This is a genomic window from Pseudomonas sp. GV085 (assembly GCF_003050925.1).
Classification (GTDB): domain Bacteria; phylum Pseudomonadota; class Gammaproteobacteria; order Pseudomonadales; family Pseudomonadaceae; genus Aquipseudomonas.
Genome location: NZ_QAOV01000001.1, coordinates 32,171 through 51,454 on the forward strand (window position 1 = coordinate 32,171; position 19,284 = coordinate 51,454).

18 protein-coding genes, 1 tRNA gene and 1 pseudogene are annotated in these 19,284 nt (G+C 60.0%); 7 read left to right on the forward strand and 13 right to left on the reverse strand.

The genetic code is table 11. From position 1 onward, the window contains the following. Positions 1-15 precede the first annotated feature (15 nt). The gene (locus C8K63_RS00160; protein WP_108214853.1) at positions 16-2,073 is read right to left on the reverse strand and encodes a methyl-accepting chemotaxis protein; all 2,058 of its coding nucleotides are present in this window, start codon (positions 2,071-2,073) and stop codon (positions 16-18) included. Between the two features lie 334 nt (positions 2,074-2,407). On the opposite strand from C8K63_RS00160, the gene C8K63_RS00165 reads away from it, so the two are divergent. After that, positions 2,408-3,625 (forward strand): MFS transporter, encoded by a 1,218-nt coding sequence (locus C8K63_RS00165; RefSeq protein WP_108214854.1) that lies wholly within the window; start codon positions 2,408-2,410, stop codon positions 3,623-3,625. 179 nt (positions 3,626-3,804) lie between these two features. On the opposite strand, the gene ychF is transcribed toward C8K63_RS00165, so the two are convergent. The 8 genes from ychF to C8K63_RS00205 all read right to left on the reverse strand — a co-directional run bounded on the left by ychF (position 3,805) and on the right by C8K63_RS00205 (position 10,723). After that, on the reverse strand, positions 3,805-4,905 hold the full coding sequence (ychF, locus tag C8K63_RS00170) for a redox-regulated ATPase YchF (protein ID WP_108214855.1): 1,101 nt from the start codon (positions 4,903-4,905) through the stop codon (positions 3,805-3,807). Positions 4,906-4,928: 23 nt separating this feature from the next. Continuing rightward, the gene (gene pth, locus C8K63_RS00175) at positions 4,929-5,513 is read right to left on the reverse strand and encodes an aminoacyl-tRNA hydrolase (protein ID WP_108214856.1); all 585 of its coding nucleotides are present in this window, start codon (positions 5,511-5,513) and stop codon (positions 4,929-4,931) included. Between the two features lie 169 nt (positions 5,514-5,682). Next, positions 5,683-6,282 (reverse strand): 50S ribosomal protein L25/general stress protein Ctc, encoded by a 600-nt coding sequence (locus C8K63_RS00180; RefSeq protein WP_108214857.1) that lies wholly within the window; start codon positions 6,280-6,282, stop codon positions 5,683-5,685. Between the two features lie 142 nt (positions 6,283-6,424). Beyond that, complete coding sequence (locus C8K63_RS00185; protein ID WP_003208392.1) at positions 6,425-7,366, reverse strand: ribose-phosphate pyrophosphokinase; 942 nt, start codon at positions 7,364-7,366, stop codon at positions 6,425-6,427. A gap of 46 nt (positions 7,367-7,412) precedes the next feature. Then, positions 7,413-7,487: transfer RNA gene (locus tag C8K63_RS00190), tRNA-Gln, on the reverse strand. 36 nt (positions 7,488-7,523) lie between these two features. Further along, positions 7,524-8,375, reverse strand: coding sequence for a 4-(cytidine 5'-diphospho)-2-C-methyl-D-erythritol kinase (gene ispE, locus C8K63_RS00195; protein ID WP_108214858.1), 852 nt, complete (start codon positions 8,373-8,375; stop codon positions 7,524-7,526). 1 nt (position 8,376) lies between these two features. Beyond that, positions 8,377-8,994, reverse strand: a complete 618-nt coding sequence (gene lolB / locus C8K63_RS00200) for a lipoprotein insertase outer membrane protein LolB (protein ID WP_108214859.1) — start codon at positions 8,992-8,994, stop codon at positions 8,377-8,379. Between the two features lie 4 nt (positions 8,995-8,998). Next, on the reverse strand, positions 8,999-10,723 hold the full coding sequence (locus C8K63_RS00205; RefSeq protein ID WP_108214860.1) for a tetratricopeptide repeat protein: 1,725 nt from the start codon (positions 10,721-10,723) through the stop codon (positions 8,999-9,001). A 333-nt stretch (positions 10,724-11,056) separates the two neighbouring features. Here C8K63_RS00205 and hemA point away from each other — a divergent pair, with 333 nt between their 5' ends. The 6 genes from hemA (at position 11,057) to C8K63_RS00235 (ending at position 16,432) form a co-directional block, all read left to right on the forward strand. After that, positions 11,057-12,346, forward strand: a complete 1,290-nt coding sequence (gene hemA / locus C8K63_RS00210) for a glutamyl-tRNA reductase (RefSeq protein WP_108214861.1) — start codon at positions 11,057-11,059, stop codon at positions 12,344-12,346. After that, on the forward strand, positions 12,343-13,425 hold the full coding sequence (gene prfA / locus C8K63_RS00215; RefSeq protein WP_108214862.1) for a peptide chain release factor 1: 1,083 nt from the start codon (positions 12,343-12,345) through the stop codon (positions 13,423-13,425). Before hemA ends, prfA begins: the two co-directional genes overlap by 4 nt. Next, positions 13,426-14,256: a peptide chain release factor N(5)-glutamine methyltransferase gene (gene prmC / locus C8K63_RS00220; protein ID WP_108214863.1), complete on the forward strand. Its 831-nt coding sequence runs from the start codon at positions 13,426-13,428 to the stop codon at positions 14,254-14,256. Continuing rightward, on the forward strand, positions 14,250-15,005 hold the full coding sequence (locus C8K63_RS00225) for a molybdopterin-synthase adenylyltransferase MoeB (RefSeq protein ID WP_108214864.1): 756 nt from the start codon (positions 14,250-14,252) through the stop codon (positions 15,003-15,005). Before prmC ends, C8K63_RS00225 begins: the two co-directional genes overlap by 7 nt. Continuing rightward, positions 14,998-15,789 (forward strand): glutamate racemase, encoded by a 792-nt coding sequence (murI, locus tag C8K63_RS00230; protein WP_108214865.1) that lies wholly within the window; start codon positions 14,998-15,000, stop codon positions 15,787-15,789. The genes C8K63_RS00225 and murI overlap by 8 nt, the downstream gene beginning before the upstream one ends. A 124-nt stretch (positions 15,790-15,913) precedes the next feature. Further along, positions 15,914-16,432, forward strand: a complete 519-nt coding sequence (locus tag C8K63_RS00235; RefSeq protein WP_108214866.1) for an acyloxyacyl hydrolase — start codon at positions 15,914-15,916, stop codon at positions 16,430-16,432. Positions 16,433-16,554: 122 nt separating this feature from the next. On the opposite strand, the gene C8K63_RS00240 is transcribed toward C8K63_RS00235, so the two are convergent. From C8K63_RS00240 to phrB, 4 genes and pseudogenes are all read right to left on the reverse strand, one after another. Further along, positions 16,555-16,860: a YkgJ family cysteine cluster protein gene (locus C8K63_RS00240; RefSeq protein WP_108214867.1), complete on the reverse strand. Its 306-nt coding sequence runs from the start codon at positions 16,858-16,860 to the stop codon at positions 16,555-16,557. 99 nt (positions 16,861-16,959) lie between these two features. Further along, a complete protein-coding gene (locus C8K63_RS00245) occupies positions 16,960-17,742 on the reverse strand; it encodes an SDR family oxidoreductase (RefSeq protein WP_108214868.1) in 783 nt (260 codons plus the stop codon). Beyond that, positions 17,739-17,837 (reverse strand): annotated as a pseudogene (locus C8K63_RS00250) (nuclear transport factor 2 family protein); the annotation flags it as partial. The pseudogene C8K63_RS00250 and the gene C8K63_RS00245, both read right to left, overlap by 4 nt. After that, positions 17,821-19,281 (reverse strand): deoxyribodipyrimidine photo-lyase, encoded by a 1,461-nt coding sequence (phrB, locus tag C8K63_RS00255; protein WP_177413317.1) that lies wholly within the window; start codon positions 19,279-19,281, stop codon positions 17,821-17,823. The pseudogene C8K63_RS00250 and the gene phrB, both read right to left, overlap by 17 nt. Positions 19,282-19,284: the final 3 nt, after the last annotated feature.

The window sequence follows — 19,284 nt, forward strand, 5'->3', positions numbered from 1 at the left end:
GAAGTCCTGGCGGACTCAACTCAAGCGGAAGCGCCCGGTATTGTCACTTAAGGCCTTGCTGCCGTGGCTCAGGGTATCCGCAGCCTGGTTCACCGCGCGGGCCCCTTCGAGCAAACGCACCGCCGCTTGATCGACCTGCTGGATATTGCCGCTGACTTCGTCGGCGGTACTGGCCTGTTCTTCCACAGCCGTGGCGATTTGCGCCAGGGTATCGGTGACGCTCTGCACCGCACTGGCGATTTCCCCAAGCCGTTCACCGAGGCCGGTGACCGCTTGTGCATCGCTCTCTGCCTGACTGCAGGCGGCTTGCATCAGGCTGACCGCCTCATTCACCGTGTTGCGCAGGCTGTCGACCGTGCCGGCAATCTGTGCGGTCGACGATTGGGTGCGCTGGGACAGGCTGCGCACTTCATCGGCCACCACCGCGAAGCCACGCCCTTGCTCGCCCGCCCGAGCCGCCTCGATGGCGGCGTTGAGCGCCAACAGGTTGGTCTGCTCGGCAACGCCGCGAATGGTGTCGACCACCAGTTGAATCTGCTGTCCTTGTTCACTGACCCGGCCCAGTGCCGCAGCGGTCTCGTTCAGGCGTTGATTGAGTTGCTGGATGCTCGCGGTGGTGCGCTGGCTGTCACGGCTGCTGTCGGCGGCAATGCGCCGGGTGTGCTGGGCGCTGCCGGACGCCTGTTCGCAACTGTGGGCCACCCCTTGTGAGGTCGCGGCCAATTGCGTCGCCGCAGCGGCAATCTGGCTGATCTGCAACTGCTGGGCTTCGACTTCGCCCAGGGCGTCGCTGGAGTGATGATTGAGGGTTTGCACCGCTTTGCTCAGTTGCAGGGTTTCGTGATCCACCCCTTGCAGGCTGCTGCGCAGTTGCACCACGGCGACGTTCAGCGCGGTACTGATGACTGCCAGCTCGTCCCGGCCCTGAACCGGCACTTGCAGACTCAGATTGCCATCGCGCAAGGCCTCGGCCAGTACCGTGATGCCGCTGGCGCTGCGGCGGATCGAGGCCTGCAAGCAGATGAACAGATACAGCGCCGCCAATAGCAGGCAGCCCAACACGGCGGCCACCACAATGAACTGGCGGATCGCCGAGCCGTGGTAGTAATCCAGGCGTTGATCCAGCGACACCAGCGACTGCTGGCGCAACGAGGCGAGGTCAGAGAGCAGGGCATCCAGACTGCGTTCGAAGTCCTCCGGCTTGAGGTTGATGCTGCCGCCGAACACGCCGTCGTCCAGCACCTTCAGGCCCGCATCGAGGCGCTTGAGGCTGTCGTGATATTGCCCGGCCCAGGTTTGCAAGGCGCTGGGCAAGCGCGCTTCGAGCAGACCTGCGGTTTTCACCAGCTGCTCTCGCGCATCGCCGATGCGGCTGCGCAGGTCGCGCAGTTGCAGGCGGCTTTGCAAGGTGAACTGCCCTGACACCACCGAGGCCTGACCCACCGCCGCCAGACGGCCGACCCGTTCGATCAGGTCCGGCGCATGTTGGGTGGAAATCTGCGTCAGCAAATAAGTCTCCAGCCACGGCGCCAGCGTCAGGCGATTGTCCATGGCGATCTGCTCGCGCAAGGCTTGCAAGGCGCTCAAGGCATTGGTGAAACGATCATAGCCATCGGGCCACCAGCCGACATTGCTCAGGCTTTTTGAGTCGAGGCCATCGAGGGCGGTTTGCAGAGCCTGATAACGCGATAGCGTTTCACCCTCGGCACCTTCTTTTTGCAGGGCGTTGCCCAACTCGGCAGTGGCCTGGCTGACGGCGGGTTGAACCGCATCGAACGCAGCCATCGCGGCGAGGGTAGCCGGCGTTGGCTGGCGATTGGTTTCCGTGGCGCGCCACCGGGCGGCGCGATCACGCTGGGCGGCGAGCAGGTCATCCAGCGCATCGAGCGCAAGCAGTTGCCGTACCCCGGCGCGTTCGCCGGAGATCAGGCTGAGTTTGTCGCGATAGTCCTGGCCGATCATCCACAGGCTGCCGGCCAGCGGCAGGATAAACAGCAGAAACAACAGCTGGAATTTGCGTGCAAAGCCAAAACGCCCCAACAGCCCGATCCCCGGTGATAAAAAAGCCTGCATGCCCCATGACTCCTCTGGACACCACGCACCATTGGCGTGCGTCGGAGGTTGTCGAACCTCCGACTCGTGCCCTCTAAAAAGGCCTCGAAAGTTCACCCTTGTCCGCTCTGTAGGCCGACTCTGTGGCGAAACTTCCCATTGTCGGTCTCCTTTGTAAGGAGGCCGCGTTCAAGCCGAGAAGGAAGGCAAGATTCAGACCATGGCTTTGCGCCATCAAGGATGTGGTGATGAAAAACGAAGGTCGTTAGCAGGCTAAGGGGATGGCGTTGCTGCACTGAAAAATGGCACATTGACGCACCTGCTCGTTTGTACCTCCTGTTGTCTGGAAACTCCCATGGCTATCAGCAACGCCCAGTCCGGCTCAGTGCCGGCGTCCGCTACGCCCCAAAGCAGTCCCCTTGTGATGCGCATCATCGGCGCGGTAGCGCTGGCGCATTTGATCAACGACCTGATCCAGTCGGTGCTGCCGTCGATCTACCCGATGCTCAAGGCCAACTATGGCCTGACCTTCACCCAGGTCGGCCTGATCACCCTGACGTTCCAGTTGACAGCCTCGCTGCTGCAGCCGTGGGTCGGTTATTACACCGACCGCCATCCCAAACCCTGGTTGTTGCCGGCGGGGACGGTCTGCACCCTGGTCGGTATTCTGATGATGTCGGTGGTCGGCAGCTTCCCGTTGATTCTGCTGGCGGCGGGGTTGATCGGCATCGGGTCTTCGACCTTCCACCCGGAAGCGTCCCGCGTGGCGCGCCTGGCTTCAGGCGGGCGCTTCGGGCTGGCGCAATCGACCTTCCAGGTCGGCGGTAACGCAGGCTCGGCGTTCGGCCCGTTGCTGGCGGCGGCGATCATCATTCCCTACGGTCAAGGGCAGGTAGCGTGGTTCGGCCTGTTCGCGGTGTTTGCGCTGTTCGTGCTCTACCGGATCAGCCGCTGGTACGCCAACCACTTGAACCTGTTCAAGCTCAAGCAAGGCCAGGCGGCGACTCACGGGCTGTCGAAGGGCCGGGTGACCAGCGCGTTGGTCGTGCTTGGGTTGCTGGTGTTCTCCAAGTATTTCTACATGTCGAGCCTCACCAGCTACTTCACCTTCTATCTGATCGAGAAGTTCGACCTGTCGGTGGCCAGTTCGCAGTTGCACCTGTTCCTGTTTCTGGGCGCGGTCGCCGCGGGGACATTCTTTGGCGGTCCGATTGGCGACAGGATCGGGCGCAAGGCAGTGATCTGGTTCTCGATCCTCGGCGTTGCACCCTTCACATTGCTGCTGCCCCATGTCGACCTGTTCTGGACCAGCATTCTCAGCGTGGTCATCGGCTTCATCCTCGCCTCGGCGTTCTCGGCCATCGTGGTATACGCCCAGGAACTGGTGCCGGGTAATGTCGGGATGATCGCCGGAGTGTTCTTCGGCCTGATGTTCGGTTTCGGCGGGATTGGCGCGGCGTTACTGGGGCATCTGGCGGACATACAGGGTATCGAATACGTGTACTACCTGTGTTCGTTCCTGCCGTTGTTTGGGGTGTTGGCGATCTTCCTGCCGCGTACCAAAAAAGCCTGATCCGGCAAATCCTCTGTAGGAGCGAGCTTGCTCGCGATGGTGTGTCAGTCAGCGCGTGATTGTCTGATAGACCATCGCGAGCAAGCTCGCTCCTACAGTAGATCGGTGGTGTGGCGGATGGTTGTTTCAGGCACAAAAAAGCCGCGTATCAAACGCGGCTTTTTCTTGGGCGGTGTGGCTTACACGTTGAAGCGGAAGTGCATCACGTCGCCGTCTTTGACGATGTAATCCTTGCCTTCCAGGCGCCATTTACCGGCTTCCTTGGTACCGGCTTCGCCCTTGTACTGGATGAAGTCGTTGTAGGCGATCACTTCGGCGCGGATGAAGCCTTTTTCGAAGTCGGTGTGGATCACGCCAGCGGCTTGCGGTGCGGTGGCTCCGACGCGGACGGTCCAGGCGCGGACTTCTTCGACACCGGCGGTGAAGTAGGTCTGCAGGTGCAGCATTTCATAGCCGGCGCGGATCACGCGGTTCAGGCCAGGCTCTTCGAGGCCCAGGGCTTCGAGGAACATGTCTTTTTCTTCGCCGTCATCGAGCTCGGCGATTTCCGCTTCGATCTTGTTGCACACCGGTACGACCACGGCGCCTTCTTCTTCGGCGATGGCGCGTACAACGTCCAGGTGCGGGTTGTTCTCGAAACCGTCTTCAGCGACGTTGGCGATGTACATGACCGGCTTGGTGGTCAGCAGATGGAAGCCCTTGATCACCGCTTTTTCGTCGGCACCCATGTTCTTCATCAGGCTGCGCGCTGGCTTGCCTTCGGTGAAGTGGGCGATCAGTTGCTCCAGCAGGCCTTTCTGGACTACGGCGTCCTTGTCACCGCCTTTGGCGTTACGCGCGACTTTCTGCAGTTGCTTTTCGCAGCTGTCGAGGTCGGCGAAGATCAGTTCCAGGTCGATGATCTCGATGTCGCGTTTCGGGTCGACGCTGTTGGAGACGTGAATCACGTTTTCGTCTTCGAAGCAGCGGACCACGTGGGCGATGGCATCGGTTTCACGGATGTTGGCCAAAAACTTGTTGCCCAGGCCTTCACCTTTCGACGCGCCGGCAACCAGGCCTGCGATGTCGACGAATTCCATGGTGGTCGGCAGGATGCGTTTTGGATTGACGATGGCAGCCAGGGCATCCAGGCGCGGATCCGGCATCGGCACGATACCGCTGTTAGGCTCGATGGTGCAGAAGGGGAAGTTCTCGGCCGCGATCCCGGACTTGGTCAGGGCGTTGAACAGGGTGGACTTGCCGACGTTAGGCAGGCCGACGATGCCGCAATTGAATCCCATGGTGTTTCCCCGAGGAGTTAGAGTCAGGCCTTCTGGCTGTGCAGGGTTTTCATCGCGCGGTTCCATTCCCCGGCGAGGATATCCGGCAACACGCCGAGGGCAAAGTCGATGCTGGCATCGAGTTTTTCCTGTTCGGCGCGTGGCGCACGACTCAGGACGAAGTTTGAAACCATACTGGCAACGCCCGGGTGGCCAATGCCAAGCCGCAAGCGATGAAAGGTATTCTGATTGCCCAGTTGCGCGATGATGTCGCGCAACCCGTTGTGACCGCCATGGCCGCCGCCCTGTTTGAGCTTGGCGACGCCGGGTGGCAGGTCGAGTTCGTCGTGCGCCACGAGGATTTCTTCAGGCGTGATGCGGAAGAAACCTGCCAGAGCTGCTACGGCCTGGCCGCTACGGTTCATGTACGTGGTGGGAATCAGCAGACGAACATCCTGACCCTGATGCGAATAGCGCCCGGTCAGGCCGAAATACTTGCGGTCCGCCACAAGGTTGACGCCTTGTGCGTTCGCGATGCGCTCAACAAAAAGGGCCCCTGCGTTATGCCGGGTCTGTTCGTATTCAGCGCCTGGATTTCCCAGGCCAACGATCAGTTTGATGGCAGTCACGATAGGGGCCCTTCATTGGAGTGGTGGATAACATCGCCGCAATCAGGGAGAGCGGCGAAAGTGGACGAAAATAGCTCATTTACCATGATGTAAACTCCGCGTTCTCGCCCGCTTTCTCGCTATGCTCTAGTCCGCGATGTTTCCGGTCACTCCGGCGTACAGAGTAAAATTACTCTGCAGCGCCTTCTGCAGCTTCTGGAGCAACACGTGGAGCGTGGACGTTGGCAACAGCCTTGTCATCGCCGTGTGCCAGGGCCACGAACTCAACGCCTTTAGGCGCCTTGAGGTCCGACAGGTGAATGATCGAACCGATTTCAGCGTTAGCCAGGTCGACTTCGATGAACTCAGGCAGATCTTTCGGCAGGCAGGAAACTTCGATCTCGGCAACAACGTGCGAGATTTCGCCGCCTTTCTTGGTCGGTGCTTCTTCGTTGATGAAGTGCACTGGAACGACAGCGGTCAGTTTCTGGCCAGCGACTACGCGTACGAAGTCAGCGTGCATCACGTGGCCTTTGGCCGGGTGACGCTGCAGGGCTTTGATCACGACGTTCTGCTTGGTGCCACCAACGTTCAGCTCGATGATGTGGCTGTAAGCCGCTTCGTTTTCGAGCAGTTTGGCAACTTCTTTGGCCAGCATGCTGATGGATTCAGGGGCTTTTTCGCCACCGTAAACTACAGCTGGAACCAGGCTTGCGAGACGACGCAGGCGGCGGCTCGCACCTTTCCCCAGGTCGGAACGCACTTCAGCATTCAGGGTAAAATCGTTCATGTTGTATCTCCAAAATAACCACATTCGCCCCAGCGTTTGCGACCAGCGCTAAAGGCGATATGGGCAAAAAAGCCCCGCCCCGACAGGAATGCCGGGGCGGGGCGCTTTTCGTCAACGAGACATTTCGAGAAGGGCAGGGCCCTTAGCGGAACATCGCGCTGATCGATTCTTCATTGCTGATGCGGCGAACCGCCTCGGCAACTACCGGCGCGATATCCAGTTGACGGATACGCGAGCAGGCTTGTGCAGCAGCGGACAACGGAATGGTGTTAGTCACCACCAGTTCGTCCAGCATGGAATTTTCGATGTTTTCGATCGCCCGACCGGACAGCACAGGGTGTGTGCAGTAGGCGAAAACCTTGGCAGCGCCATGCTCTTTCAAGGCCTTGGCCGCATGGCACAGAGTGCCGGCGGTATCGACCATGTCATCGACCAGAATACAGGTACGCCCTTCGACATCACCGATGATATGCATCACTTCAGAGTGATTGGCTTTCTCACGGCGTTTGTCGATGATCCCGAGATCCACGCCCAGGGATTTGGCAACGGCACGTGCACGCACGACGCCACCAATGTCCGGGGACACGATCATCAGGTTTTCGAAGCGCTGATCTTCGATGTCATCCACCAGAACCGGGGAGCCGTAGATGTTATCTACCGGAATATCGAAGAAACCCTGGATTTGGTCAGCATGCAGATCAACCGTGAGAACACGGTCGATGCCGACTACGGTAAGCATGTCAGCCACGACTTTCGCGCTGATAGCCACACGTGCGGAACGCGGACGGCGATCCTGACGGGCATAACCAAAGTAAGGAATAACAGCAGTGATACGAGTAGCCGAGGAGCGGCGGAAGGCATCAGCCATCACAACCAGTTCCATCAGGTTATCGTTGGTCGGAGCGCAAGTCGGCTGAATAATGAAGACGTCTTTACCGCGGACGTTTTCATTGATCTCGGCTGTAATTTCGCCGTCGGAGAATTTACCGACAGAGATGTCACCGAGAGGGATATGCAGCTGACGTACGACACGCCGAGCCAGATCGGGGTTAGCGTTCCCCGTAAAGACCATCATCTTGGACACGCGCAGTACCTGAAGGCTGAGGGTAACCTGGATGAGTATAGGAAAATGGCAGGGGCGGCTGGATTCGAACCAACGCATGGCAGGATCAAAACCTGCTGCCTTACCGCTTGGCGACGCCCCTGTATCTGTTGCAACGATTACCCAGTAATCGGTTCCTTTAGAGCAGACTTCGCAGCTTGCGATGCAACATCGAAACGTTGCTTCCTTTTGCTACAAAACCTGTAAGGGTCTCTGTCAGAAGGGCCGAGACTTTATCAGCTTCAGCTTTGCTTGGGAAGCCCCCAAACACACAACTTCCAGTTCCGGTGAGTTTTGCTTCGGTAAATTTACCTAGCAAATTCAAAGCGTTACGTACCTCTGGATAACGCCTTGTTACCACCGGCAAGCAGTCATTTCGACTGTTTCCCTTGGGAACGGGGCGCACTTTAATGGGAGGAGTGTTACGTGTCAACAACGGATCTGAAAAAATTTCTGCCGTACTTACAGATACTTGCGGCACCAGCACGAGATACCACGGTTCTTCCGGGTCGACAGGGGTCAGTTTTTCCCCCACGCCTTCGGCGAAAGCCGCGTGGCCACGTACGAAAACCGGGACATCGGCGCCGAGCGTCAACCCCAGGCCAGCCAGGCGATCTTCATCCCAGCCCAATTGCCACAGGTGATTGAGGCCGAGCAGAGTCGTTGCGGCATTCGAACTGCCACCACCGATACCACCGCCCATGGGCAGGATCTTGTCGATCCAGATATCGACGCCCAGCGAGCAAGCGGATTGCTCCTGAAGTTTTTTCGCGGCCTTGACGATCAGGTTGCTGTCGTGGGGGACGCCCGGGAATTCGGTGTGCAGCCGGATGACACCGTCATCGCGCAGGGCATAGGTAATTTCGTCGCCGTAATCGAGAAACTGAAACATCGTCTGCAGTTCGTGGTAGCCGTCTTCGCGGCGCCCCAGGATGTGCAGCATCAAATTGAGTTTGGCTGGCGAAGGCAGTGTCAGGCGATTGTCTGGCATTTCACTGCCCCAATTTGCGCGGTTGCCAAGCCTTGATCACCAGCGTGACATCCAGGTCGGTGCCATGCAGTTTGATCCGTTCGGGCAGCCAGTAACCGTTCAGTTGGGTATATTCGGTGTACTCGACTTGCCAACCGTCCTGTTCGAGACTGGCCAAGCGACTGTCGCCGTCCAGCGTCAGACGGCTTTTGCTGTCCGGAGCCGGGAGCCCGCGCACCCACCAGGCCAGGTTGGACACCGGCAATTTCCAGCCCAGCTGTTCTTCGAGCAGCACTTCCGGATTCGGTGCGTCGTACCGTCCCTGATTGGCGACTTCCAGCGACACCTTGCCCGGACGTCCGGTCAGGCGAGCTGCGCCACGGCCCAGTGGTCCGGACAGGCGAATGTCGTAGTAATCCTGACGCTGCAACCAGAACAGCGTGCCGCTGCCCGAATCTTTCGGTGCGCGAATGCCGATCTTGCCGTCGATCTGCCAGCCATCAAGGCCCGCAAGCTGCTGTTTGTGCTCTCGCCATTGGGCGGGGTTGCCGTGACCCTCGACTGATTCGCGGGGACCCAGGCCCGCGCAACCGGCGAGCAGGGCGATAAAACTGAAAACGATGAAATGGCGCAAAAACATAATCTTAAAGAGTCTCTGATCCGGTCAGGCGTTTGATGGTGCCGCGCAGGGCCGGGCTGTCGGGTTGTTCCTTGAGGAACTTGCCCCAGACCTGTTTGGCTTCGCGCTGTTTGCCGTTGGCCCACAGGACTTCGCCCAGGTGAGCGGCGACTTCCTGATCGGGGAAGCGATCCAGGGCTTGACGCAACAGGCGCTCGGCTTCATCGAGATTGCCCATGCGGTAATTCACCCAGCCAAGGCTGTCGAGTACCGCCGGGTCTTCCGGACTGATCTGGTGCGCCTGTTCGATCAGGGCCTTGGCTTCGGCGTAGCGTGTGGTGCGGTCAGACAAGGTGTAGCCGAGGGCGTTCAATGCCATGGCATTGTCCGGGTCGCGCTTGATGATCGCGCGCAGGTCTTTTTCCATCTGCGCCAGGTCATTGCGTTTTTCCGCCTGCATGGCCCGGGTGTAGAGCAGGTTCAAATCGTCCGGGTATTGCTGCAAGGCTTGTTGCAGAATTTTCCAGGCCTTGTCGCCCTGGTTGTTGGCGGACAAGGTTTCGGCTTCGATCAGGTACAGCTGAATCGCATAATCGGGCTGCTCATCGCGCTCTGCCGCCAGCTTTCTTTGCGCTTCGGCGGTCCTGCCGTTGTCCATCAGGATGTCGGCCTGGCGCAATTGCGCCGGCAGGAAGTCACTGCCCGGGCCAACCCTGGCGTATTCGATCAGCGCGCCTTGCGGGTCGTTTTGTTCTTCGGCAATGCGACCGAGATTCAGGTGCGCCGAGTCGACGTGGCTTTCCCGGGCGATCAGGTCTTCCAGGTAACCCTTGGCCTCACTCCAGGCCTTGGCTTCCAGGCAGACCAGTGCCAGGGAGTAACGCAGTTCGTCGTCCTCCGGGTATTGCTGAACCAGGCTCGAGAACTCGGCCTTGGCGTCGTCCATACGGTTCTGCTCAACCAGCATCCGCGCATAAGTCAGGCGCAAGCGCTTGTCGTCCGGGTATTTCTTGATGCTTTTTTGCAGCAGCGGCAAGGCCTCGTCACCGCGATTGAGGGTTTGCAGCAGGCGTGCGCGCAGCAGAATCGGGGCAATTTCGCCGTCGTCCGGCGGATTGTTTTCCAGCAGCTTCAACGCGCCTTTGGTATCGCCATCCTGCTGCATCAGCAGCGCCTTGCCGAAAATCAGCTGGCTGTTGTCCGGATGACGCTGCAACAAACGGTCGAAGCTTTTCATCAAGCCGTTGCGGGTGTCCTGGTCGGTGTCGGCCGCGGACAGCGCGAGGAAGTCGAAATGCGTGTCGCCCTTGCCTTGCAGGACTTTCTCCATATAGACCATGGAGTCGTCATAACGCCCGGCGCGTGCCAGCTGCACGGCGGCGGCGCGTTGCGCTTCGAGGTCGTTGGGGGCGTTTTTGGCCCAGATCAGCGCAGTGTCCAGGGCTGCCTGATCGGCGCCCAGATATTCGGCGATACGGAATGCCCGCTCGGAAATGCCCGGATCCTGGGTGTTGATGGCCTGGGTCACATAGTTGTCCAGGGCAATGTCGTAACGATTGCGCTGGCCTGCCAGTTCGGCGCTCAACAGGCTGAAGATGGTTTCCTCGCTGAATGAGCTGTAGACCTTGGGCTTTTCAGGGGCCGGGGTGCTGTCTTCAACCGGCGGCGTATGGTCCGACGGTACGGGTGCCAAAACCTGGCAGCCGCTGAGGAAGACAAAGGCGAGGAGCAACGCGGAGGATCTATTCATATAGGAAGAGGACGACTAACCTGCGGTCGGATCATCATGACACAAGCGTTCGGCCAAACATAACCGGCCCGCCATTTTCGCATGCACACGGTCCCTGTAGGAGCTGGCTTGCCAGGGAAGGCGATGGTCCAGTCGACAGATTGGTTGTCTGTCCTGTCGTTTTCGCTGGCAAGCCAGCTCCTACAGGGATCGATGCGTGCACATTGACTGCGTGTAAACGAGAATCGCTCGCAACGTCGACGTTGTCTACCGGCGCGATAGATATCGAGTGGTTGTTCTGATTCCGTCGAAGTAGGACAATTACCGGCTTCACGTCACCATCAGCGACTTTGAATGGCCTTCCTTGCACTCGGTATTAACCACAAGACTGCTTCAGTAGACGTCCGCGAGCGCGTGGCTTTTACCCCTGAGCAGCTGGTTGAGGCCTTGCAGCAGCTCTGCCGACTCACCGACAGCCGCGAAGCTGCGATCCTCTCCACCTGCAATCGCAGTGAACTCTATATAGAACAGGATCACCTGTCGGCGGACGTCGTGCTGCGCTGGCTGGCCGAATATCATCATTTGAGTTATGACGAGCTGCGCGAAAGCGCCTATGTGCATGAAGATGATGCGGCAGTTCGTCACATGATGCGGGTCGCTTCCGGGCTCGATTCACTGGTGTTGGGCGAACCGCAGATTCTTGGCCAGATGAAGTCGGCCTATGCCGTGGCCCGCGAGGCCGGCACCATCGGGCCGTTGCTCGGGCGGTTGTTCCAGGCCACGTTCAATGCGGCCAAGCAGGTGCGCACCGACACAGCCATCGGCGAGAACCCGGTGTCGGTGGCGTTTGCCGCGGTGAGCCTGGCCAAGCAGATTTTCAGCGACCTGCAACGCAGCCAGGCCTTGCTGATTGGCGCCGGAGAGACCATCACCCTGGTCGCCCGCCATCTGCATGAGCTGGGTGTAAAGCGTATCGTGGTGGCCAACCGTACCCTGGAGCGCGCCAGTATCCTGGCCGAACAGTTCGGTGCGCATGCGGTGTTGCTGTCGGATATTCCGGCGGAGCTGGTGCGCAGCGATATCGTCATCAGTTCCACTGCCAGCCAATTGCCGATCCTGGGCAAGGGTGCAGTGGAAAGCGCCTTGAAACTGCGCAAGCACAAACCGATCTTCATGGTCGATATCGCCGTTCCGCGTGACATCGAGCCAGAAGTCGGCGAGTTGGACGACGTTTACCTCTACAGCGTCGACGATCTCCACGAAGTGGTCGCCGAGAACCTCAAGAGCCGTCAGGGCGCAGCCCAGGCCGCCGAAGAGATGGTCTCGGTCGGCGCCGAAGACTTCATGGTCCGCCTGCGTGAATTGGCGGCGGTGGACGTACTCAAGGCCTATCGTCAACAAAGCGAGCGCCTGCGCGACGAAGAGCTGCAAAAGGCCCAGCGCCTGTTGGCCAACGGCACCAGCGCCGAAGAGGTGCTGGTGCAGTTGGCGCGCGGCCTGACCAACAAACTGTTGCACGCACCGAGCGTGCAGTTGAAAAAGCTCTCTGCCGAAGGTCGCCTGGATGCGCTGGCGATGGCCCAGGAACTCTTTGCCCTCGGTGAGGGCCCATCGGATAGCTTTTCGGATAAAAAACCGCAATGAAAGCGTCACTGCTCAATAAGCTGGATATCCTCCAGGACCGTTTCGAGGAATTGACTGCCCTGCTGGGCGACGGCGAGGTCATTTCCGATCAGAACAAGTTCCGCACCTATTCCAAGGAGTACGCGGAAGTCGAACCGATCGTGGGCGTCTATAAAGAACTGCTGAAAGTGCAGGATGACCTCGAAGGTGCCCAGGCACTGCTCAAGGACAGCGACCCGGACATGCGTGAAATGGCCGTGGAAGAAGTTCGCGAGGCCAAGGAGCGCCTGGTCACGCTCGAAGCCGACCTGCAGCGCATGCTGCTGCCCAAGGACCCGAACGACGGGCGCAACGTGTTTCTCGAAATCCGTGCCGGCACCGGCGGCGACGAGGCAGCGATTTTCTCTGGCGACCTGTTCCGCATGTATTCGCGCTACGCCGAGCGCCGTGGCTGGCGTGTGGAAATCCTCTCGGAAAACGAGGGTGAACACGGCGGCTACAAAGAGGTGATTGCCCGGGTCGAGGGCGACAACGTCTACGGCAAGCTCAAATTCGAGTCCGGTGCGCACCGCGTGCAACGGGTTCCGGCGACCGAATCCCAGGGCCGCATCCACACGTCGGCCTGCACCGTGGCGGTATTGCCCGAGCCGGACGAGCAGGAAGCGATCGAGATCAACCCGGCCGACCTGCGCATCGATACCTATCGCTCCTCCGGCGCCGGTGGCCAGCACGTCAACAAGACCGATTCCGCTATCCGCATCACCCACTTGCCATCCGGCATCGTGGTCGAGTGCCAGGAAGAACGTTCACAGCACAAGAACCGCGCCCGGGCGATGTCCTGGTTGTCGGCCAAGCTGAACGATCAGCAGACCTGCGCCGCGGCCAACGCCATCGCCAGTGAGCGCAAGTTGCTGGTCGGTTCCGGTGATCGCTCCGAGCGCATCCGCACCTACAACTTTGCCCAGGGCCGGGTCACCGACCACCGCGTCAACCTGACCCTGTATTCCCTCGACGAGATCCTCGCCGGCGGTGTGGAGGCGGTGATCGAGCCGTTGCTGGCCGAGTACCAGGCCGATCAACTGGCAGCGATAGGTGAGTAAATGACGATCATTGCCAGTTTGTTGCGCGCCGCCGATTTACCCGACTCGCCCACGGCGCGTCTGGATGCCGAATTGCTGCTGGCGGCGGCGTTGGGCAAGTCTCGCAGTTTCCTGCACACCTGGCCGGAGCGCATCGTACCGAGCGAAGCGGCGCTGACGTTCGCCGAGTATTTGCAGCGCCGTCGCAACGGTGAGCCGGTGGCCTATATCCTCGGCCAGCAGGGTTTCTGGAAGCTGGATCTGGAAGTGGCACCGCACACATTGATCCCGCGCCCGGACACCGAATTGCTGGTGGAAGCCGCGTTGGAGCTGTTGCCGGCCACACCGGCTAAAGTGCTCGACCTCGGCACCGGCAGCGGCGCGATTGCCCTGGCCCTGGCCAGTGAACGTCCGGCCTGGAGCGTCACTGCCGTGGACCGGGTTCTGGAAGCCGTGGCCTTGGCCGAACGCAATCGCCAGCGCCTGCACCTGAACAACGCCACCGTGCTGAGCAGCCATTGGTTCAGTGCCCTGGAAGGTCTGCGTTTTCAACTGATCATCAGCAATCCGCCCTACATCGCAGCGGCCGATCCGCATCTGGTCGAGGGCGATGTGCGCTTTGAACCAGCCAGCGCCCTGGTGGCCGGTGTCGACGGGCTCGACGATCTGCGTCTGATCGTCGCCCAGGCGCCGGACCATCTCGATGCTGGCGGCTGGCTGATGCTCGAACATGGCTATGATCAGGCCGGGGCGGTCCGCGATTTGCTGCTGACCCGCGGATTTGAAGAAGTCCACAGCCGCACCGATCTGGGCGGTCACCAACGCATCAGTCTGGGGCGCCTGCCATGCTGAATGATCAGGAATTGCTGCGTTACAGCCGGCAGATTCTGCTGCAACACATCGATATTGACGGTCAGTTGCGGCTCAAGGAAAGCCGCGTATTGATCGTCGGTCTTGGTGGCCTTGGCGCGCCAGTGGCGCTGTATCTGGCGGCGGCCGGCGTTGGCGAGTTGCACCTGGCGGACTTCGACACGGTCGATCTGACCAACCTGCAACGCCAGATCATTCACGACATCGACAGTGTCGGCATGACCAAGGTCGATTCGGCGCTCAAGCGCCTGAGCGCGATCAATCCTGAAATTCAACTGATCGCCCATCGCGCGGCACTGGATGAAGACTCCCTGGCTGCCGTGGTGGCAGGCGTGGATCTGGTCCTCGATTGCTCTGACAATTTTTCCACCCGTGAAGCGGTCAATGCCGCATGTGTGGCGGCCGGCAAACCGCTGGTCAGCGGCGCAGCGATTCGCCTCGAAGGGCAGCTGTCGGTGTTCGATCCGCGTCGACCGGAGAGTCCGTGCTACCACTGTTTATACGGGCACGGCAGCGAAGCCGAATTGACCTGTAGCGAGGCCGGCGTGGTCGGTCCGTTGGTGGGGCTGGTCGGCAGTCTGCAAGCGCTCGAAGCACTGAAGTTGCTGGCCGGATTCGGCGAGCCGATGGTGGGGCGCCTGCTGTTGATCGATGCCTTGGGCACGCGCTTCCGTGAGTTGCGGGTCAAGCGCGATCCGGGTTGCAGTGTCTGTGGGTCGAAACATGCGTGAAGCGCCGATTGGCGTGTTCGACTCCGGTGTCGGCGGGCTCTCGGTACTGGCCGAGGTCCAGCGTTTGTTGCCCAACGAGACGGTGATGTACGTCGCCGATTGCGGGAATATTCCCTATGGCGAGAAAACCCCGGAATTTATCCGGCAGCGTTGCAGCGTGATGGCCGACTTCTTTCAGCAGCAGGGTGCCAAGGCCCTGGTGCTGGCTTGCAACACGGCGACGGTGGCTGGCGTCGCCGACTTGCGCCGTGACTATCCCGAATGGCCCATTGTCGGCATGGAGCCGGCAGTCAAACCGGCCGCCGCCGCAACCCGCTCTGGCGTGGTGGGGGTGCTGGCCACCACCGGCACCTTGCAGAGCGCCAAGTTCGCCGCATTGCTCGACCGCTTCGCCACGGATGTGAAAGTGATTACCCAGCCGTGCCCCGGGCTGGTTGAACTGATTGAAAACGGCGATCTGCGCAGCTCCGAGCTGCGTCAGCTGTTGGCCGGGTATGTCGAACCACTGCTGGCCGCCGGCGCGGACACCCTGATTCTCGGCTGCACCCATTACCCTTTTCTCAAGCCGATGCTCCGGCAGATGATCCCCGAGGACATCAGCCTGATCGATACCGGTGCCGCCGTCGCGCGGCAACTCCAGCGGCTTTTGGCCGAAGGCGAACTGCTCGCCGAGGGGCCTGCCCGTGAAGCGCAGTTCTGGACCAGCGCCGACCCGGTTCATTTCAGAAATATCTTGCCGATACTGTGGAATACGGCTGGCATTGTGCGAAGCTTCAACAGGTAAGAAAGTCCAAAGGAATCAAACGAAAAATTGGGGTGAACTTCTGATAAATCGCCGATTTCCATAGCTTTGCAGGGTTGAGCAACAAAAAAAACCAAATGAAATTGTTCGGAAAGGGAAGTTTCTAATGAAGCGACTATTCTGTTTGGCCGCGATTGCGGCCGCATTAATGGGGCACACCTTTACCGCGCAGGCGGCAGGTGTGGAGTTCGCGGTTGGTCAGACCAGCAATTCGACCATGACGTATCGACTGGGCATGCAGTTCGATTGGGACCAGAGCTGGTGGCAGAGTGACGTCGGTCGTGTGACCGGTTACTGGAGCGGCGCCTACACCTACTGGGAAGGCGACAAGACGTCCAGCAATAACAGCCTGTCGTTCTCCCCGGTGTTCGTTTACGAATTTGCCGGCCAGAACATCAAGCCCTACGTTGAAGCAGGCATTGGCGTGGCGGCGTTCTCCAATACGCGAGTCGAAGACAACAACCTTGGCAGTGCTTTCCAGTTTGAAGACCGGTTCGGTTTTGGCCTGCGCTTCAATGGCGGCCACGAAGTCGGGGTCCGCGCGACGCACTATTCCAACGCCGGGCTCGCCAGTTCCAACGACGGTGTAGAAAGCTACTCGCTGCATTACACGTTGCCGTTGTAATGGCATCCCCCTGTAGGAGCGAGCCTGCTCGCGATGACGGTGTGTCAGTTGCCAGCTTAGTTGGCTGATAATCCGCAATCGCGAGCAGGCTCGCTCCTACAGGAGCTGTGTTGTTTTCCTGTTCAGCGATACGCCGTCGAAATCCCCTGGCGTTCGTCGATGCACTCCGGTGCGCCCATCTCGAACTCCCGGCAGATCAGCGGGCGTTTTTCGTAGATGGTGCACATCATCGTGTTGCGATCCAGTGCGGCACACCAGCCGTCGTCCAGGCGCAGCATGACTTCCCCGCCCCAGTCATCGGTATCGATGAACCGTTCAGGCACACCCGTATTGGTGATCAGCATGACTTCGAGCTGACAGCAGCAGGCTGCGCAGGTCGAGCAAGTAACCGCAGGTTCCACGATTTGCGTAAGGGGGATGTTTTTCATGGCGCGCAGTGTAAGGCAGTCGCCGGGTGCTGTGTGAAAGGTCGGACGGACGCTCAAGTATCGGAACGTCCGCGATACCGCTGCCGAAGATGGCGCTTTTTACGGTTGATCCTTGATCGGCGGCTGGCTGCGCACCATGGGTTTGCCGATCTCCAGTTTCTCTCGGTCCGGCCGTTGGGAGAGCGGCCAGAGGGTGGCCATGAACGCTGCCGGGAAAGCGATTTCCAGCGGGCGATCCTTGAGTTTGTCGAAGATGTGCCGTGCGGCTTTCTCCACCGGCCAGCTCAAGGGCATGGAGAAGTCATTTTTCGTGGTCAGCGTCGTTTCGACAAACCCGGGGCTGATCACTGTGAGCTCTATACCTTCCGGGGCCAGGTCGATGCGCAGGGACTCGAACAGATAACGCAGCCCGGCCTTCGAAGTGCCGCAGGCTTCTGCCATGGGCAGCGGCAGGTAGGTCACCGTACTGGCCATGGCTACCATGTGCGGTGCGGTGCCGGCCCGCAGCAATGGCAGGGCGGCGTCGATGCAATAGCAGCTGGCCAGCAGGTTGGTGCGCACTACATGCTCGACTATCGACGCGTCGAACTGTTTGGCGTCCACGTACTCGCAGGTGCCGGCATTGAGTATCACGGTGTCCAGCGAGCCCCAGTCCTCGGCAATCTGCTCGCCGATCTCGCGGACGGTCTGGCTGTTGGTCAGGTCTCCGGCGACCACCAGCACTTGTCCCGGATAACGTTGCGACAAGACTTTGAGCGGTCCCGGCGTGCGAGAACTCACGGCCAGGTGCGCACCGGTTTTGAGGATTTCTTCGGCAAGGGCGGCACCAATGCCGCTGCTTGCACCCGTCAGCCAGTATCGTCGTGCGAGTGTCCGACTCATCCCAATCTCCTTTTCAGCCAGGCAATTGCCCGGCCCAATACGGGTAAATGTTCATAAAGCAAAGCCCCGGCATCGAAGTCATCCCGGTGGCGGTAATTCATGACCCAACGGCGGCGTATTGCCGCGAGGGCAGGTTTTGAATGCCGTCAACGCACGTGTACGGGAAGCACTCAGGTCGACGATCGGTGAGGGGTAATCCACAACACCGAAAAGACCGCCGAGATTGGCGGGGTTGTGCACTTCTCTTTTATTCAGCCCGGCCAGTTCCGGCAGCCATTGCTTGATGAACACGCCTTCGGGGTCGAATTTTTCCGACTGGCTCAGCGGGTTGAAAATCCGGAAGTAAGGTGCCGAGTCGGTGCCGGTGGAGGAGCTCCACTGCCAGCCACCGTTGTTCGCCGCCAGGTCGCCATCGATCAGGTGACGCATGAAAAAGCGTTCGCCTTCGCGCCAGTCGATCAACAGGTTCTTGGTCAGGAACATCGCCACCACCATGCGCAGGCGGTTGTGCATCCAGCCGGTTGCCAGCAGTTGGCGCATGGCGGCGTCGATAATCGGCAAACCGGTACGCGCCTGTTGCCAGGCGGCCAGTTCTTCGGGGGCGTTTCGCCAGGCCAATGCTTCGGTTTGCGGACGAAACGCGCGGTGTCGGGAAACCCGAGGGTAGCCCACCAGGATGTGTTTGTAGAACTCGCGCCACAGCAGTTCGTTGATCCAGGTGACGGCGCCAGTCTTGCCACTTTCGAATTCACCTTGATTGCTGTTCAAGGCCGCGTGCAGGCATTGGCGCACAGAAATCACCCCGGCGACCAGATAGGCCGAGAGCTGACTGGTGCCGGGCTTCGCCGGGAAATCCCGTTCGCTTCGATAGCGCTCGATCTGCACATCGCTAAAGCTGTCGAGGCGATGCCGGGCTTCGGTTTCGCCCGCCGGCCACAGGTTGTGCAGGCTCTCATCGGCCGTTGCGAAGCCGTCGACACTCGCGGGGATCGCATCGCTGGCAATGTTCAGCGGCGCTTGTTTGTGCGGCGCGCAGATCAGGCTGGGCAGCGAGTGGTGCAGTCGTTCGTAGCAGACTTTGCGGAACTGGCTGAAGACCTGAAAGTAAGTGCCGGTGCGGGTCAGCACGCTCCCGGGCTTGAACAGCAATTGATCGAGGTAGCGGCGAACTTCGATGCCTTCGGCCTTTAGCGTCTGGGTGACGGCTGCATCGCGACGGGATTCGTGGATGCCGTACTCTTCGTTGAGGTACACAGCGTCGATCTGCAACTGTCGGCACAGGTTCAGCAATGCGCGGGGTGCGTCATCCCAACGAGGTGCCAGGCGGACCAGCAGGGGAATGTTCAGTTGATCCAGTTCGCGGCTCAACTCGCGCAGGTTACGCAGCCAGAAGTCCACTTTGCAGGGCGCATCGTCGTGTTCCAGCCATTGTTCCGGGCTCAGCAGAAACACCGCCACGCACGGGCCGCGAGCCGCGGCAGCCGAGAGGGCGGTGTTGTCATGCAGGCGCAAGTCGCTGCGCAGCCAGATCAATTGCATGCG

Bases quoted from the DNA above. Each gene is read 5' to 3' on its own strand.
- C8K63_RS00180 (WP_108214857.1), bottom strand. From the start codon at position 6,282: ATGAACGATTTTACCCTGAATGCTGAAGTGCGTTCCGACCTGGGGAAA.
- hemA (WP_108214861.1), top strand. From the start codon at position 11,057: ATGGCCTTCCTTGCACTCGGTATTAACCACAAGACTGCTTCAGTAGAC.
- C8K63_RS00160 (WP_108214853.1), bottom strand. From the start codon at position 2,073: ATGCAGGCTTTTTTATCACCGGGGATCGGGCTGTTGGGGCGTTTTGGC.
- ychF (WP_108214855.1), bottom strand. From the start codon at position 4,905: ATGGGATTCAATTGCGGCATCGTCGGCCTGCCTAACGTCGGCAAGTCC.
- C8K63_RS00235 (WP_108214866.1), top strand. From the start codon at position 15,914: ATGAAGCGACTATTCTGTTTGGCCGCGATTGCGGCCGCATTAATGGGG.
- C8K63_RS00240 (WP_108214867.1), bottom strand. From the start codon at position 16,860: ATGAAAAACATCCCCCTTACGCAAATCGTGGAACCTGCGGTTACTTGC.
- prfA (WP_108214862.1), top strand. From the start codon at position 12,343: ATGAAAGCGTCACTGCTCAATAAGCTGGATATCCTCCAGGACCGTTTC.
- C8K63_RS00245 (WP_108214868.1), bottom strand. From the start codon at position 17,742: ATGAGTCGGACACTCGCACGACGATACTGGCTGACGGGTGCAAGCAGC.
- murI (WP_108214865.1), top strand. From the start codon at position 14,998: ATGCGTGAAGCGCCGATTGGCGTGTTCGACTCCGGTGTCGGCGGGCTC.
- phrB (WP_177413317.1), bottom strand. From the start codon at position 19,281: ATGCAATTGATCTGGCTGCGCAGCGACTTGCGCCTGCATGACAACACC.
- ispE (WP_108214858.1), bottom strand. From the start codon at position 8,375: ATGCCAGACAATCGCCTGACACTGCCTTCGCCAGCCAAACTCAATTTG.
- prmC (WP_108214863.1), top strand. From the start codon at position 13,426: ATGACGATCATTGCCAGTTTGTTGCGCGCCGCCGATTTACCCGACTCG.
- C8K63_RS00205 (WP_108214860.1), bottom strand. From the start codon at position 10,723: ATGAATAGATCCTCCGCGTTGCTCCTCGCCTTTGTCTTCCTCAGCGGC.
- lolB (WP_108214859.1), bottom strand. From the start codon at position 8,994: ATGTTTTTGCGCCATTTCATCGTTTTCAGTTTTATCGCCCTGCTCGCC.
- C8K63_RS00165 (WP_108214854.1), top strand. From the start codon at position 2,408: ATGGCTATCAGCAACGCCCAGTCCGGCTCAGTGCCGGCGTCCGCTACG.
- C8K63_RS00225 (WP_108214864.1), top strand. From the start codon at position 14,250: ATGCTGAATGATCAGGAATTGCTGCGTTACAGCCGGCAGATTCTGCTG.